Genomic DNA, 14,319 nt, shown 5'->3' on the forward strand with positions numbered 1-14,319 from the left:
CGAACAAGACCCCGCAGATCAGAGCTTGGGCGGCCCGCAACAACGTCGAGTTGTGCCTCACCCCGACCTACGCCTCGTGGGCCAACCCGATCGAGGCGCAGTTCGGGCCGCTGCGCACCTTCGTGATGGGCAACTCCAACCATCCCAACCACACCGTGCTCGCTTGGGAGATCCAGGCCTACCTGCGCTGGCGCAACGCCAACGCCCGCCACCCCGACGTGCTGGCCGCCCAACGCCGCGAACGCGCCCGGGTCCGCAGCGAACGCCAGCAACGCTGGGGACGACCCCGCCCCAAAGCAGCATGACAAGACCCGGCGAACGTTCGTGGTCACCGCACTAGGGAGCCGTGCGCAATCCGACGTGACCGGAATCGCCAAGATCGCTCAAACGTTGGCAAGTCCGGCGGCCGCGCGCACCGGGCGGTTCAGCGGCGCGGATGGAACCGGTCGCGGGCCCCGGCGGCCGGTGTGAGGACGGCGAAGCGGGCGCCGGTCGGGTCCGTCAGGACCGAGAAACGGCCGGTCTCCACGTCGCTCGGCGGGATGCGCACCCTGGCCCCGAGCTCGACCGCGCGGGCGGCGGAGGCATCGCAGTCGGGCACCCAGAAGTACGGGATCCAGTGGGCGGGGTAGTCGGGCGGCCAGCACCCGTCCATCGCCACCATGCCCGCCACCGCCCAGTCGCCCACCTTCCAGGTCGTGTACAGCGACCCGTGGTAGTCGCGGTCAACGGCCTTCCAGCCGAACACCTCGCCGTAGAAGCGGCGGCTCTCCGGGACGTCCCGGCAGGCCAGCTCCACCCAGCACATCGTCGACGGCTCGTCGGCGACGGGGACGACGTCGGGTTCGCGCGGCTCGTAGAGCGCGAACCCGGCGCCCTGCGTGTCGGCGCACAGCACCGCGCGTCCCATGTGGGCGACGGTCGCCGGCTCCATCAGCACCTGTCCGCCCGCGGCGCGGACGGCGTCGAGCGAGGCGTCCACATCGTCGGTGTAGAAGTAGCAGGTCCAGGACGGCGGCTGGGTGTCGTCGGCCAGCGGCTGCATGCCGCCGACCTCGGGGCCCTGGACGTCGCGGAGGGTGAACATCGCGTAGTCGCCGTACTCTCCGATGGCCAGCGTGTAGCAGTACCAGCCGAACAGCTCGCCGTAGAAGCTCCGCGACGCCTCGACGTCGGGGCTGGCGATCTCCACCCAGAAGGGCGTCCCGAGAACGTGCTCCGTCATCTCGCGTCCCGTCGGCCGTTCGCTGCGTCCATGGGGCCCAACGCTAGGGGCGGGCGCGCAATCTCCGTGATGTCGGCGGCAAGTGCGCGTGCCAAAATGCGTCCAATCTTCGGCAATTCCGGCCGCGCCCGCGTGCGGTCACGTGCTCACACGCTCACGACCGTCTGCAGGAGGCCCCAGACGAAGTGCGCGACGTAGGTCTCGCCGTCCGGCATGGTGATCGTCGCGTGCCGGCGGCTCGGCGCGTCGCCGTCCTGGTGGGCGACCGCGCCGAACCGGGCGTCGACGTCGCCGACCGTGCACGACCACGGGACGAGGTCGTCGGCGCGCGCCAGCTCCGGGACGGGGACGCCGTCGTCCCGGACGAGCCACTCCTGCATGACCGAGCCGTCCGGCGCCATCATGATCTCGAAGCGCAGGCCCGGCCACAGCGGCAGCGGCCCCCACCACGCGGTCGCGCAGACGACGTCGCCGATGCGCCGGTCCGCGGCGCCGGCGGGCGGGCCGAGGACGGCCTCGTAGCGGCGCCGCCCGCGCGGGAACGTCCGGGACCGCAGGACGCGCTGCCAGCGGGCATTGGCGTCCCGCATCTCGGTGCGGGACGCGCCGAGCGCGCGCATCGCGTCCTCGACGAGGCCCGGCTGGTAGTCGGCCATGCGGCGGAGCAGCACGAGCTGGAACTCGCGCCGCGCGAATCCCTTCATCGCCGGCCACGCTACCCCGCGCGGCCCGTGCCGAAGTCGCCGGTGACGGGTTCCTCCAGGTCCCGTTCGCAGGGGCGGGGCGGCTCGGGGCCGTCCGGGCCGCAGCGCACCGTGTACTCGGCGCGGACCACCCGGAAGCGGCGGCCGAGCACCTCGACCTCGGCGCGGCGCACCCCGTCCCGCAGCAGGTCCGCGGCGTGCCGGTAGGCGGCGAGGTCGCGGGGCGACGGGCCCTGCGCCAGCGGCACGACGAGGTCGAAGTAGGCGGCCAGGTGGTCGCGGACGGCGGCGGGGCTGTGCAGGAACGGGCCGTGCACCGGCCACCGCCCGCCGTCGGCCTCGGCGACCGCGAACCGGGTCGGCAGCCGCGCGACCAGCGGATGCGTGGCAAGCGCGCGGCGGGCGTCGGCGGCCATCGCGGGCGGGACGGCGGGCCCGGCGGGGGCGTCCGCCCACCGCTCCCCCGGCAGTGCCGCGGCGCCCGGGATCCGCGCGGCCGGGAGCAGGCCGTGGTCGAACCGGCGGGCGTCGCGCCGGGTGCGGGGCTCGGGCAGGTCGTCGGGGTCGCCGGGGCGCGGCGGCTCGGGACCGTCCGGACCGCACCGGCAGAACCGGTCGGCGCGCACCACGCGGAACAGCCGGCCGGCCACCGACAGCTCGTCCGGCCGGTCGCGGTCGAGCCGCCCGGCGCCGCGGAGGTACTCGGCGCGGACCGCCGCGCAGACGCCCCGGTCGCGGGTCCTGCCCCGCAGCCACCAGCCGAGCGAGTCGCGGGCGTCCTGCGGGGTCGTCCGCTCCATCCCGGACATCATCCAGCCGCCGGGGACCCGTTCCATCACGCCGTACGTCGCGCCGCACCAGCGCACCTCGGGATGCGTCAGCCGTGCGCGCGCCTCACCGAGCCTCGGCGGCCCGGATGCCGGCGGCGGGAACGGGAGATCGCCGGCGAGGGCCGCTCCATCACTACCCCTCATGCCCCCATGGTCACAGGGGACGGCCGCTCACCGCTCGTGTTTCCCCGATTCCGGCCGGTCAGGACTTGCGGGCGCCGATGGCGGCGGCGATGGCCGGCCAGCTCTTCGCCAGCTCGCGCCGCCAGTAGTGCCAGTTGTGCATGCCGGGCCCGTAGAGGTTCGCGGTGACCGGGATGCCCGCCCGCTTCGCCGCCGCGACGAAGTTCTCGTTCATCGTCCCGGCGAGCTGCTCGCCGATGCGGCCGGCGTCCGCGGGCGCGGCGTTCGGGTTGTCGTAGGGGCCGGGCTGGCCGTTGCCGGACGAGACGTAGACGCCGATGCCCTTGAGGTTCGCGACGTTGACGGTCGCGTCATGCGCCCGCCAGTTCGCCCGCGCGGTGATCGGGTCGCCCCAGATGGCGGTGCCCGCCTCGCGGTTCATGGAGGTGAGGATCACCGGCATGCCGGGCGCGGTGATGTTGAGGGCGCCGCTGTAGGACGCCGCGTAGCGGAACAGGCGGTGCCGCTCGGCGTAGGTGATGGCGCCCTGCCCACCGGATGACAGGCCGATCGCGGCGCGCACGTTCCCGGCGCGGAAGTTGCGCTCCATCAACGGGATGACCTCGTCGATGTGGAACTTCTCCCACTCGGGGATGCCGCCCTTGCCGCCGTTGTACCAGTTGGTGTACGAGCCGTTCCAGCCGCCCTCGGGCATCACGACCATCGCGTTGTACGGGCCGATGACCTGCTCGATGTCGGAGTCCTTGGTCCAGGACGTGTAGTTGTTGTTGCCGCCGTGGTAGGCGTACACGACCGGCCACGTGCCGGTGCTCTTGGCCGACCAGCCCTTCGGGACCATCACCCGGGTCTTCACCGCCGCGCCGAGCGCGGGCGAGGCGATCGTGACATCGAAGATCCGCGAGTTGACCTTCTTCACGCCGGTGATCGCGGCGCCGTCCTTGGCCGGAAGGTACTTGCCGGATCCGGCGCCCGCCGGCAGCTGCGGCTTCTTGCCGCGGCTGCCCTGGTTGGTGTCGGGGTTGTTCGGGCTCGGTGAGCCGTTGCCCGTCTTGAACGGGTTGGTCCCGAGCGGGACGCTCGGCAGCTTCGTGCTCTTCGGCGAGGCGCTCGCGGACGCCGACGCCGGCGACGACGGCTGCGTCGCCGGGCCGAACGAGGGGATCGGCTGGGAGTTGCCGGACGCCTCCGACTTGCCGGTCGGCACGCCGATGCCGGCCTGCGCGAGGCCGACCATGACGGTGGGCAGCAGTACGGCCGCCGCCGCGGTGCCCGCGATGGCGATCTTCCTGTCGGTACGCTTCTTCATGGACTCCCCAGCCGCTCAGGCCGCCCCGGGCCCGACGCTCTGCTCGTCCGAAGAAACTACTGTCCCGGCAGTCACAGCCGCAAGTATTGGCAAAGAATGCAATAAAGGCGAGACAAGACGGGCCGCCGCGCCCTGTGACCGGGGCCACTCTCCACCTCGCGGCGCGTCTCAGGGGCGGACGGACTGGGCGTGGCGGAACACGCCGCACGGGTCCCAGTGCCGCTTGACCTCCTGGAGTTTCGCGTAGGCGTCCTTGTAGTACAGCGTCTCCCACGACTGGCCCGACCCGTTCCACTCGGGATCGGCCAGATCGCCGTCCGGATACCCGATGTAACAGCCGTCCGTGATCTCGCCGTCCGCCACGGGCACGCCCCCGGTCTCCGCGAACGTCGCCTTGTAGGCGTCGCGTATCCACGCGATATGGGCGTCCTCGGCGGGGTCGTGTTTCGTCCAGTAGGACTGGTATTGCACTTTCAGTATGGAGTCGCGCTGCCGCACCGCGGTCTGGTGCAGCGGCGTGTTGATGGCACTGCCGTACGAATCGACCTGAATGAGCGCCTGCCGGTTGGTGTAATCGGTGTACTGCTCGTTGCCGAGATAAGCCCACATGGCGTCGATCTGCCGATCGGTGAACGGCTTGCGAAGATACGCGGACTTGTATTTCCCGCAGCGGTTCTGGCAGCCGGCGTCCAGCATCTGGGTCGCCGTCAGCCAGGGCATCACCCGCGGAACGTCCAGGTGGACGAAGTGCTCCCCCATCACCGACCGCATCTGCGTCGCCTTCGGCCCGATCGGGCCGTCGAGGGCCGCGATGAAATCGGTCATCGCCCGCTCGCCGTCGGGATCGTCGACGTCCACCTGGGCCAGCAGGCCGATCTGACCGTTGCTCACATGGTTGAGCTTCAGCATCGCGAACAGCTTCCCGGCCGCCGTCGACGGATTCTGCCGGTCGCGGAAGTACTCCCCGAACGCGGTCACCAGCGCGGCGAAGTCGTCCTCGGCGACGTCCTCCCAGTCCCATGCGAGCGCCGTCAGCAGCACCTGTTTCGGCGGCTGCGGGAGCCCCCGGAACCAGAACCGGGTGGCCACCCCGAAGTTCCCGCCGCCACCGCCGGTGTGCGCCCACCACAACTCGCACAGCCTCGAATCCTCGTCATCGCGCCTGGCCACGACGAGTTCGACGTTCTTGTCCCCGTCCACCACGGCCACCTCGACCGCGTAGAGGTAGTCGACGGTGAGGCCGTGCTGCCGCGACAGCAGCCCGAAACCGCCCGCCGGGATGTGCCCGCCCAGGCCCACCGAGAAGCACGAGCCGCCCGGCAGCACCTTTCCGCTGACCGGATAGAGGCGGCCGTACACATGCCCGTTCGTCGCCCCGGCCTCGACGCAGTACGCCTTCATCGAACTGTCGTAGGACACCCCGCACATGGGGCTCACGTCCAGGATCACCCGGACGTCCTCGCCGCAGACGAAGTCCTCGTAGCAGTGCCCGCCGGACCGCACCGCGATCCGCGCCCGCGCCGGGTCCGCCGGCTCCTCGGCGACCGCCTCGGCGAGCGCCGCCCGCGCCTCCTCGGGCGTCCGCACCAGCCGCACGTACTCCGGCGCGGCGATCCACCGCTGGTTGAACCCCCGGCTGAGCGCCGGATACCGCCTGTCCCCGGGCCGGACGACCGTACTCGGCAGCGTCGACAACTCGCTCATGACCCCGCGCCCCCACACCCTCGAAGAAAGGACGCGAGGAACCCTTCCCCACCCGCCTCTCACGTAGTCGGCCGGTGACACAGGGTTAACGCTCCGGAGAGGTCGCGCTCGGCGCCGACGCCGCGGCGCCTCCCGGAGGCGCAGGCGAAGGAGCGGGCCGCCAGGGTTCGGGGTGGCGGACGGAGAGGGCGCCGGCTTGGAAGCGGGTGCGGGCGCCCAAGCGGTCGCACAGGTCGCGGACGCGGCGCTGGACGGTGCGGGTGCTGATGGAGAGGCGGCGGGCGATGGCCTCGTCGGTGAGGCCCGCGGCGAGGAGGGCGAGGACGGGGTCGTCCGGGGCGTCGCCGCCGGGGAGCGGGAGGGCGGTGCGCCACAGGGCCTCGAAGAGGGAGACGAGCGCGTCCAGCAGGGCCGAGGGGTGGACGACGAGGGAACTGTCGACGCTGCTCGCGTGCTCGGAGGTCAGCGGGAGCATCGCGGTGCGGCCGTCGGCGATGGCGAGCTTGATGGGGACGGCGCCGAGCCGGGGCTCCTCGCCGGACGCGGCGGCGCGGCGGATGTCCTCCAGGGCGTGCGGCTGGTCGAGCGCCTCGGCGCCGTAGATGCCGCGCACCCGGATGCCGCGGCGCATCGTGCGCTCCTGCTCGGCGCCGGAGAGCGCGGCGTCCGTGGCGAACGGCGGCTGGACGAGGACGCGCAGCTCCTCCCGGGCGCCGCGCAGCAGTTGCAGGTAGCGGCGGGCCACGGCGGTGCGCCCGCTGACGACCTCGACCAGTTCCTCGGGGTGCGGGGCGGCCTCGGCGAGCAGCGGGCCGATCGCGGCGCGGCTGCGGGCGATCTCCTCCTGGCGGCTGGCGACGAGGGCCTCCACCGCGACGTGCGGCGGGGTCGCGAGGAGGCGCAGCGGGCGTCCCGCGAGCCGGGTCACGAGGCCGAGCTCCTCCAGGCGTGGCAGGAGGCGGCGCAGGGCGGCGACCGACGTGCCGTGGCGCGCGGCGAGGTCGGCGAGGGTGGACGGCCCCTCCCGCAGCAGGGCGCGGTACGCCGACTCCTCGGCGGCGGCCACGCCGAGCCCCTCCAGCAGCGGCAAATCGGACACGTCCTAAATCTAGGGGTTCTCCTGGCCGTTTGTCGGGTTCCCGCCATGGCGGAAGCCGCCACCGCCGTCTCTGGATCGCCGCCGGGCGGCGGCCCGACAATCAAGATCCACTTCTTGGGGAGGGATGGCCATGTGGCTGAAGACCGCGGCGGCCCTGGCGCTCGGCGCCCTCGGGCTCGCGGCGCCCGCCGCGCCCGCGGCGGCGGAGAGCGGGCCGCCGGCCGCGCTGCGCGCCGCCGCCGGAGCCTATGACGTCACGCTGCCCACCGGCGACGCGGTGCGCGTCGCGGGCGGCGCCGCGACGGTGGCGTCCGCGCCGGGACGCGCCACCGCGTTCTCGGTCCGGCACAGCGGCGGGGACCTGTACGTCGTCCCGGACGACCGGCTCACCGACGACCCGGAGCGGTACAACGTGACGGCGCTGCACGAGGGCCGCGGCCCCGCCCCGGCGGCGGCTCCGGCGCCGGCGGAGGACCTGGTCACCGTGCGGGTGCGGAGCATCGCGCGGGACGGCCGGCCCGGGCCCGGCACGGTCGGCTTCGTGAACGTCGAGGACGCGGCGCTAGGTAACGCGCACCGGCCGCTGCCCGGCTCCGCCGACGGCCCGTGCACCGACGAGCGCTGGAACGACTCGAACTGCATACGGCTGCGGCCGGGGACGTACTCCGTGATGGGCGTCGTCAAGACGATGCCGTCGTGGGCACCGGCCACCGGTCCCGGCAAGCCGCTCAACTACAGCCTCGTCGGGGACCCGGAGATCGACATCACGGGGGACACCGAGATCGTCCTCGACGCGCGGAAGGCCGAGGAGGTGACGGTCCGGACGCCCGACCATGAGACCGGGCCGAACCTCGGCGCGATCAGCCACCTGATGTGGACCCGCGGCCCCGCGAACGGCCCGGCGGTCGACGAGGGCGTCTACATGAACGCCGGGGCGACGCTGGAGCAGCGGGTGTTCCTGCAGCCGACCCGGAAGGTCCGGACCGGCACGTTCGAGGTCTACACGCGGTGGCGGCTGGAGGCGCCGGCCGTCACCCTGCGGGCTCGGGGCCGCTCGCTGCACCCCTCGTACTATCCCGCCGGCTACTTCAGCGACACCTCCGACCAGTTCCCCCGCCTGGACGGCACGGTCCGCATGCGGGTCGCGGACGGGGACTCCCCCGGCGCCCGTCTGCGCGGTGCCCTCGCCCTCGTCGAGCGCAAGGACGGCGTGTCCGTCGCCGAGCTGTCCAACCGGGCCGCCAAGGCCGGCGCACGGATGGTCGCCGTCTACAACGACGAGCCGGGCGTGAACGACGACCCCGGCGGTTACGGGGTCCGGTTGCGGGTTCCGACCGTCCGGCTTTCCCGGGAAGAGGGGCTGGCCCTGCTGCGCCTGCGGCACGCGACGGTGACGGCCAAGGGCGTCGCGCACAGCCCGTACCAGTACGACCTGGTGCTCCCCGAGACCGGGCGGATTCCCCGAGACCTCGGCCATGTCGTCCGCACGCGGGACCTGGCACGCGTCGACGGCGCCTACCACGGCAGCGGCGCCATGTCCTTCGCGCGCTACGGCAAGCGCCCCTGGGAGGAGTTCGCGATCGCCTACAGCAGCCCGGTCACCGGCACCCCCCGGACGCGCGCGGAGTACGTCTCGGCCGACCCGGAGACCCAGTGGTCGGCGATGGCGATCACGCCGGAACAGCCGTACAACAACGCCTTCCCCGGCCCGGAGACGCCGCACCTCGTGCTCGGCGAGGCGAAGTGGTCGGCCTACGAGCCTCGCGACCGCGACGCGCACTCCTGGGGCAGGGCGCCGCTCGCCGGCGGAGTCGGCGCGCTGTCACCGGTGACCCGCGCCGGCGACCAGATCCGCCTCCACGTGGGGCTGGTGGACGCCGCACGCAACTTCTCCGACGCCTATTCCAGTTCATTTCCGGACGGATTCACCACCGATTTTCGTGTATATCGGAACGGGGGGCTCATCGCCCGGACTCCGCACCGCGCTAACGGCACGCTGACGACGACCCCGGACGACGCCGAATACCGCGTCGATTACGACTTCACCAACAACGCTCCGTGGGCCAGGCTGTCGACGCGCACCACGACATCCTGGACGTTCCGTTCGGCGCACACCTCGGCAGCCACCGCACTGCCGCTTCTCCAGGTCGAATACGGCGCCGATCTGGATGTGCATAACAGAACACGTTCTAGGACGCTGCGGCTGGCCGTCCGCCACCAGGACGGCTCCGCCGCGCGGCTCGAGCGCCTGTCGCTGCAGACGTCCTTCGACGACGGTGCGACCTGGACGGACGTCCCGCTGCGCGACGGTGCCGCACGGCTGCGCGGCACGGGCGCGGTCTCCCTCCGGGTCACCGCCGAGGACGCGCGCGGCAGCGCGGTGACCCAGGAGGTCGTCCGCGCCTACGAGCTGCGCTGACGGCGGACGCGTCCGCGCGCCGCGACCCCGGCGGGGTGCGGGGTCGCGGCGCGGCGCGGTGCGCGGCCGGTGACGTCGGGCCGGCCGCGCACCGCCGGGTCAGGAGGCGGCGAAGTCGTACGTGGCCGACACGGTCGCCGGGTCGGGGCAGAACCAGCCGCTGGTCTTGCGGACGGTCTGGTTGGCGAACGTGGCGGTCACCGGCAGGTCGGAGCCGGTGAAGCTGCCCGACAGGTTGCCGCCGTAGGTGCAGCCGATGGCGCTCATCGCGAACCCGTTGATGGTCGCGACGCCGCCGTCGAGCTTGCCGCTCCACGGCAGGTTCTGCGGCGTGACGGTCACACCGCAGCCGCCGACCGAGGCGGAGGTGATCGACAGCGTGCCGTCGGAGGCGATCGTGCCGGACAGGGTCGAGCTGGTGCAGGTGGCGGAGACCCCTGCGTTGATGGTCATGTTCCCGTTGAGGGTGGCCGTGAAGTCGCCGGCCGTCCAGGCCAGCGCGGGGGTGGCGGTCATGGCGACGGCGACGGCGGCCGCGGCCGTGATCGAGGCGATCGCGGCCGGCTTCGTGATGCGGGACAAGGGAGTCCTCATTTCGAACGGTGGGCGTCGCGCCTGCACCCGGAGATACGGGGTGGGAGGCCCGCCGCCTCGTGCGCGCGCCCGCCCTGGCCAAGGGGCGTGGCGGCGCCGAATCGGAGGGCCGGGAGCCGGGAGCCGTCTCGCTTCGTCGCGCGGCACCGGCGGCTCCAAGTAGAACGCGTTCTATGCAAAAGATAGGGAAAATTCCCAGGCCGGTCAACGATCGGCCTGAGACTTTCTGCCTTCTCTTTCTTAGGGCGTCCGCAACACCGCGTAATGAATGTCCGTTAGATGGTTGCATGCAGCAGCCATCCGTCCGGCGGTACACCATCGGACGGATGCGATTCGGACGCCGGATTCCCCGTCTTCGGATGGCCGGGAACCACCCGGTGGCGTCGCCGCGACCACGGACGGGCGGGTCAGCCGAAGCGCTCGCGGAGAACGGGGAGGAGGTCGGCCTCCGCCCACGTGCGGAAGTCCTTCTGGCGGTCCGGCCCGGACTGGCAGAACGACACGTGGGTGAAGCCCGCGTCGGCCCATTGCTGGACGGCCTGGACGTAGTCGTCGATGCCGTCGCCGCACGGCACCGACTCGGCGACGTCCTCGGGACGGACGGTCTTCGTCGCGGCCTCGAAGTTCACCGGCCCGGGAAGCTCCGCCATCACCTTCCAGGCCGGCACGGAGAACTTCCAGATGCGGTGGGCGCGCCGCTTGCACTCCTCGTAGTCGTCGCCGAAGGCGACGGGGATCTGCCCGTAGGCGGGCTTGCCCTCGCGGCGGAAGAGGTCCGCGACGGCGCCGACGGGCTGGTCGGAGACCAGCAGGTCGGCGTGCCGGGCGGCCAGCCGCCCCGCCTGCGGCCCGAACGCGGCCATCCCGATCGGGACGGGCTGCGCGGGCACGTCGTAGAGCTTCGCCGAGTCCACCCGGTAGTGCCGGCCGCGGTAGTTGACGTAGTCGCCGCCGAACAGGGCCCGGATGATCTCCACGGCCTCCTCGAACATCTCGTGCCGGACGTCCACCGGGGGCCAGTCCCGCCCGACGACGTGCTCGTTCAGGTTCTCCCCCGCGCCGATGCCGAGGATGAACCGGCCGTCCGACAGGACGCCCATCGTCGCGGCCTTCTGCGCCACCACGGCGGGGTGGTAGCGCATGGTCGGGCAGGTCACCAGCGTCATCAGCGGGACGCGGTGGGTCGCGTGGGCGAGCGCGCCGAGCACCGACCACGCGTAGGCCGAATGCCCCTGCTCCTCCAGCCACGGGAAGTAGTGGTCGGAGATGGTGACGTAGTCGAAGCCGGCCTCCTCGGCCTCGATGCCGTCGGTGATGAGCTGCTTGGGCGGTGTCTGCTCGCAGAGCAGTGAGTATCCGAATTCCATGCCCGCTCGCATACCCCCCGCACGACCCTGAATCGTCAAGCCCGCCTCATCGTCGTTCCGGGGGACGCCCCCGGACACTCCCCGCGCGGTCATTGTCCGAGCAGGTCCATGAGGTCGTCGGCGTGCTCCTCCTCCTCGGCGAGGATGCCCTCCATGATGCGGCGCGTGGTGACGTCGCCGTCGCCGAGCCAGCGGATGATCTCCTGGTAGGACTCGATCACGATCCGCTCCGCGACGAGGTTCTCTTCGAGCATGCCCTTGAGGTCGTTGTCGTCGAACGTCGCGTAGGTGGTGTGGGAGCGCTCGGCGAGCGTCTTCGGGTCGAAGTCGGGGTCGCCGCCGAGCTGGCTGATGCGCTCGGCGGCGCGCATCGCGTGGTCGCGCTCCTCCTCGGCGTGCTCGTTGAACTCCGCGGCGACCTGCGCGCGGTCGATGCCGGTCGCGCTGATCGCGTGCCGCGCGTAGCGCATCCAGCAGACGATCTCGGTGGCCAGGACGTCGTTGAGGACGCCGATGACCTCCTCGGGGCTCCTGCCGTAGTTCTCGGTCACCGGGCCGTCGGCCATCTTCGCCCGGGCGCGCTCCCGGATCGCCGCCACGTCGATGCTGAAGCTGTTGTCGGCCATGCCGCCTCCTCCTGATCATGCGCTGACGCAAGGCGTCCTACCCAGGACGAAGGCCTCATGCGCCGCCACGCGACACGACGCGCGGGAGCGCCGGGACACGGCATATTTGGCCACGGACCGTAACGCGTGCTATACGTAGAGCTACCTCGCTACGACCGGTGGCGAGGAAGGGACATCCGGTATCCACCTTGAGATCCGGGCGTGACAAGGAAGAAAAGGAACCACATGAAGTCCTTCAGCTACACCGAGCTGGACAAGCTGGCCGGCGAGGTTCTGCCGGAGCGGGCCGTTCTGTCCACCCTTCTCGTCGGTGGCGGCGACGACGACAACCACAACTTCAACCTCAACGCCAACCACGGCCACGACGGCGGCGACGGGCACACGGTGACCACCAGCTCCTGCTCCGCCAACTCGAACCAGCCGCAGATGGGTCTCCTCACCCTGTGGCAGGTCGCGCCGGCCGCCAACTCGCAGATCTGCACGCCGGCCAACTCCGCGCTCAACGGCTGACCTCTGGTCTGACGTTCGCGGGGTTTCGGCCCGCACTGGAAGGGCTGGCGTTCGCGCGCCAGCCCTTCCCCTTTTCCTTCGATGCACAGGCACTCAACGGACTGATCCCGAAAGGGAGTCATGAACCCTCTGAAACTGTCGTACGACGACCTGGACCAGCTCTCCGGCGAGGTCCTCCCGCCCCGGCTCGCGCTCTCCGGCGGCGGGGACACGGTCGTCATGTACGCCTGCCAGGCGACGTACTCCGCGGGCACCACGGGGCTGCTCGGTACCGGGCTGCTCGCCCAGCCGGCCCACTCCACGCTGACCTGCGTCCCGGCCACCGTGGTCGAGCACCATTGATGGGCACCCCCGCGACTCCGTCCGTGGCCGGCGGCGAGCCGCCGGCGGCGCTCACCCTGCCCGCCCTCGTGGACGGCGCCGAACTGGTGGGCGAGTTCAAGAACTCCGGCTACCGGGAGCCGCCCCAGCTCGTCCGCCTGCCGGACGGGCAGCTCGTCCGGCTGCCGCCGCTGCTGTTCCTGGTCGCCAAGGCGCTGCACGAGCACCGCGACGAGGCGGGCGCGGACGTCGCGCAGGCGCTCGACCGGGTCGCCGCGGCCGTCAGCGAGCAGGCCGGCGCCCGGCTCACCGGCGAGCAGGTCGTCTATCTCGCCGACCGCAAGCTCGCCCCGCTCGGCGTCACCACCTACAGCGACGGCACCGCGCCCGCCACGGTCAAGGCCGACCCGTGGCTGTCGCTGCGCTGGCGGGTCGCGGTCCTGCCCGAATCGTTCACCTGGTTCATCGGCGGGCTGTTCAGCTGGCTGTTCCGGCCCGTCGCGATCGCCGCCATGCTCGCCGCGTTCGCGGTCAGCGAGGGCTGGCTGCTCACCAGCCACTCGGTGGCCGGCGCCATCACCACGGCGATCATGAACCCGCTGAGCATCCTGCTGATCATCGGCCTCGGCATCGCGTCGTGCGCGTTCCACGAGGTCGGGCACGCCACCGCCTGCCGGTACGGGGGCGTCCGGCCGGGGGTCATGGGCTGCGGGATCTACCTGGTGTGGCCCGCGTTCTACACCGACATCACCGAGTCGTACCGGCTCGGGCGGGGCGGCCGGCTGCGCGCCGACCTCGCGGGGGTGTACTTCAACGCCATCTTCGTGGTGGGGCTGACGCTGGCGTACCTGCAGACGGGGTTCGAGCCGCTGCTCGTCGCCGTCCTCTACGTCAACCTGGAGATGATGCAGCAGCTCCTGCCGACGCTCCGGTTCGACGGGTACTACATCATGTCCGACCTTGTCGGCATCCCCGACCTGTTCAAGTACATCGGCCCGATCCTGCGCCGGACGCTGCTGCGCCGCCCCGCCGACGCCCGGCTGAGCGAGCTCAAGCGCTGGCCGCAGGTCTTCGTCACGCTGTGGGTGCTGACCGTCATCCCGATGCTGGTGTTCCAGATCGGCCTCATCATCAGCCAGGTACCGGCGCTCGTCGCCAAGGACTGGATGATGATGCGGCGGCTCGCGGCCGAGGCGGCGCAGGGGGCCGGAGTGCTCCAGCTGCTCACCTCCGGGCTGCAGATCGTCATGCTGATCCTGCCGCTGGCCGGGGTGGCGCTGATCCTCTACGGGGTCGGCCGGCGGCTGGTGCGGTGGGCCGTCCGCTACATCCAGGGCCCCGCGCCGCAGCCGATGCCGGACGCCTGACCGCGCCCGGACCGGACGCCGGATGCCCGCACCGGGCATCCGGCGTTCGCGTACCCGGCCGCATGGAAATGCATTTTATACAGTTTTTACTTTCCGCTTCGGA

General features: G+C 71.9%; 13 protein-coding genes and 1 pseudogene. 5 read left to right on the forward strand and 9 right to left on the reverse strand.

The window, feature by feature from the left end; genetic code table 11:
• Positions 1-305: pseudogene (locus E1284_RS42885) on the forward strand (IS630 family transposase); the annotation flags it as partial.
• A 119-nt stretch (positions 306-424) separates the two neighbouring features.
• On the opposite strand, the gene E1284_RS03715 reads toward E1284_RS42885, so the two are convergent.
• From E1284_RS03715 to E1284_RS03740, 6 genes are all read right to left on the reverse strand, one after another.
• Positions 425-1,225 (reverse strand): VOC family protein, encoded by an 801-nt coding sequence (locus tag E1284_RS03715; RefSeq protein ID WP_131937041.1) that lies wholly within the window; start codon positions 1,223-1,225, stop codon positions 425-427.
• A gap of 146 nt (positions 1,226-1,371) precedes the next feature.
• Positions 1,372-1,929: a hypothetical protein gene (locus tag E1284_RS03720; RefSeq protein WP_131937043.1), complete on the reverse strand. Its 558-nt coding sequence runs from the start codon at positions 1,927-1,929 to the stop codon at positions 1,372-1,374.
• An 11-nt stretch (positions 1,930-1,940) separates the two neighbouring features.
• Positions 1,941-2,903 (reverse strand): DUF5954 family protein, encoded by a 963-nt coding sequence (locus E1284_RS03725; protein ID WP_131937045.1) that lies wholly within the window; start codon positions 2,901-2,903, stop codon positions 1,941-1,943.
• Between the two features lie 58 nt (positions 2,904-2,961).
• Positions 2,962-4,209: an alpha/beta hydrolase gene (locus E1284_RS03730; RefSeq protein ID WP_131937047.1), complete on the reverse strand. Its 1,248-nt coding sequence runs from the start codon at positions 4,207-4,209 to the stop codon at positions 2,962-2,964.
• Between the two features lie 168 nt (positions 4,210-4,377).
• Entirely contained in the window at positions 4,378-5,913 is a 1,536-nt protein-coding gene (locus E1284_RS03735; RefSeq protein ID WP_131937049.1) for an FAD-binding oxidoreductase, read from the reverse strand.
• 85 nt (positions 5,914-5,998) lie between these two features.
• Positions 5,999-7,012, reverse strand: coding sequence for a helix-turn-helix transcriptional regulator (locus E1284_RS03740; protein WP_207923545.1), 1,014 nt, complete (start codon positions 7,010-7,012; stop codon positions 5,999-6,001).
• 130 nt (positions 7,013-7,142) lie between these two features.
• Between E1284_RS03740 and E1284_RS03745 the strand changes: the two genes are divergently transcribed.
• Complete coding sequence (locus E1284_RS03745) at positions 7,143-9,431, forward strand: PA domain-containing protein (protein WP_131937051.1); 2,289 nt, start codon at positions 7,143-7,145, stop codon at positions 9,429-9,431.
• 99 nt (positions 9,432-9,530) lie between these two features.
• On the opposite strand, the gene E1284_RS03750 is transcribed toward E1284_RS03745, so the two are convergent.
• From E1284_RS03750 to E1284_RS03760, 3 genes are all read right to left on the reverse strand, one after another.
• Complete coding sequence (locus E1284_RS03750) at positions 9,531-10,013, reverse strand: hypothetical protein (RefSeq protein WP_131937053.1); 483 nt, start codon at positions 10,011-10,013, stop codon at positions 9,531-9,533.
• Between the two features lie 419 nt (positions 10,014-10,432).
• Positions 10,433-11,392, reverse strand: a complete 960-nt coding sequence (locus E1284_RS03755) for a TIGR03557 family F420-dependent LLM class oxidoreductase (protein ID WP_131937055.1) — start codon at positions 11,390-11,392, stop codon at positions 10,433-10,435.
• 89 nt (positions 11,393-11,481) lie between these two features.
• Positions 11,482-12,018: a ferritin-like domain-containing protein gene (locus E1284_RS03760; protein ID WP_131937057.1), complete on the reverse strand. Its 537-nt coding sequence runs from the start codon at positions 12,016-12,018 to the stop codon at positions 11,482-11,484.
• Between the two features lie 225 nt (positions 12,019-12,243).
• On the opposite strand from E1284_RS03760, the gene E1284_RS03765 reads away from it, so the two are divergent.
• From E1284_RS03765 to E1284_RS03775, 3 genes are all read left to right on the forward strand, one after another.
• On the forward strand, positions 12,244-12,528 hold the full coding sequence (locus tag E1284_RS03765; RefSeq protein ID WP_131937059.1) for a hypothetical protein: 285 nt from the start codon (positions 12,244-12,246) through the stop codon (positions 12,526-12,528).
• A gap of 120 nt (positions 12,529-12,648) precedes the next feature.
• Entirely contained in the window at positions 12,649-12,870 is a 222-nt protein-coding gene (locus E1284_RS03770) for a hypothetical protein (protein WP_131937061.1), read from the forward strand.
• Complete coding sequence (locus E1284_RS03775) at positions 12,870-14,216, forward strand: hypothetical protein (protein WP_131937063.1); 1,347 nt, start codon at positions 12,870-12,872, stop codon at positions 14,214-14,216. The genes E1284_RS03770 and E1284_RS03775 overlap by 1 nt, the downstream gene beginning before the upstream one ends.
• Positions 14,217-14,319 lie beyond the last annotated feature (103 nt).

This window comes from Actinomadura bangladeshensis (assembly GCF_004348335.1).
Taxonomy (GTDB): domain Bacteria; phylum Actinomycetota; class Actinomycetes; order Streptosporangiales; family Streptosporangiaceae; genus Spirillospora; species Spirillospora bangladeshensis.

Bases quoted from the DNA above. Each gene is read 5' to 3' on its own strand.
- E1284_RS03735 (WP_131937049.1), bottom strand. From the start codon at position 5,913: ATGAGCGAGTTGTCGACGCTGCCGAGTACGGTCGTCCGGCCCGGGGAC.
- E1284_RS03775 (WP_131937063.1), top strand. From the start codon at position 12,870: ATGGGCACCCCCGCGACTCCGTCCGTGGCCGGCGGCGAGCCGCCGGCG.
- E1284_RS03720 (WP_131937043.1), bottom strand. From the start codon at position 1,929: ATGAAGGGATTCGCGCGGCGCGAGTTCCAGCTCGTGCTGCTCCGCCGC.
- E1284_RS03745 (WP_131937051.1), top strand. From the start codon at position 7,143: ATGTGGCTGAAGACCGCGGCGGCCCTGGCGCTCGGCGCCCTCGGGCTC.
- E1284_RS03765 (WP_131937059.1), top strand. From the start codon at position 12,244: ATGAAGTCCTTCAGCTACACCGAGCTGGACAAGCTGGCCGGCGAGGTT.
- E1284_RS03715 (WP_131937041.1), bottom strand. From the start codon at position 1,225: ATGACGGAGCACGTTCTCGGGACGCCCTTCTGGGTGGAGATCGCCAGC.
- E1284_RS03760 (WP_131937057.1), bottom strand. From the start codon at position 12,018: ATGGCCGACAACAGCTTCAGCATCGACGTGGCGGCGATCCGGGAGCGC.
- E1284_RS03725 (WP_131937045.1), bottom strand. From the start codon at position 2,903: ATGAGGGGTAGTGATGGAGCGGCCCTCGCCGGCGATCTCCCGTTCCCG.
- E1284_RS03730 (WP_131937047.1), bottom strand. From the start codon at position 4,209: ATGAAGAAGCGTACCGACAGGAAGATCGCCATCGCGGGCACCGCGGCG.
- E1284_RS03755 (WP_131937055.1), bottom strand. From the start codon at position 11,392: ATGGAATTCGGATACTCACTGCTCTGCGAGCAGACACCGCCCAAGCAG.
- E1284_RS03770 (WP_131937061.1), top strand. From the start codon at position 12,649: ATGAACCCTCTGAAACTGTCGTACGACGACCTGGACCAGCTCTCCGGC.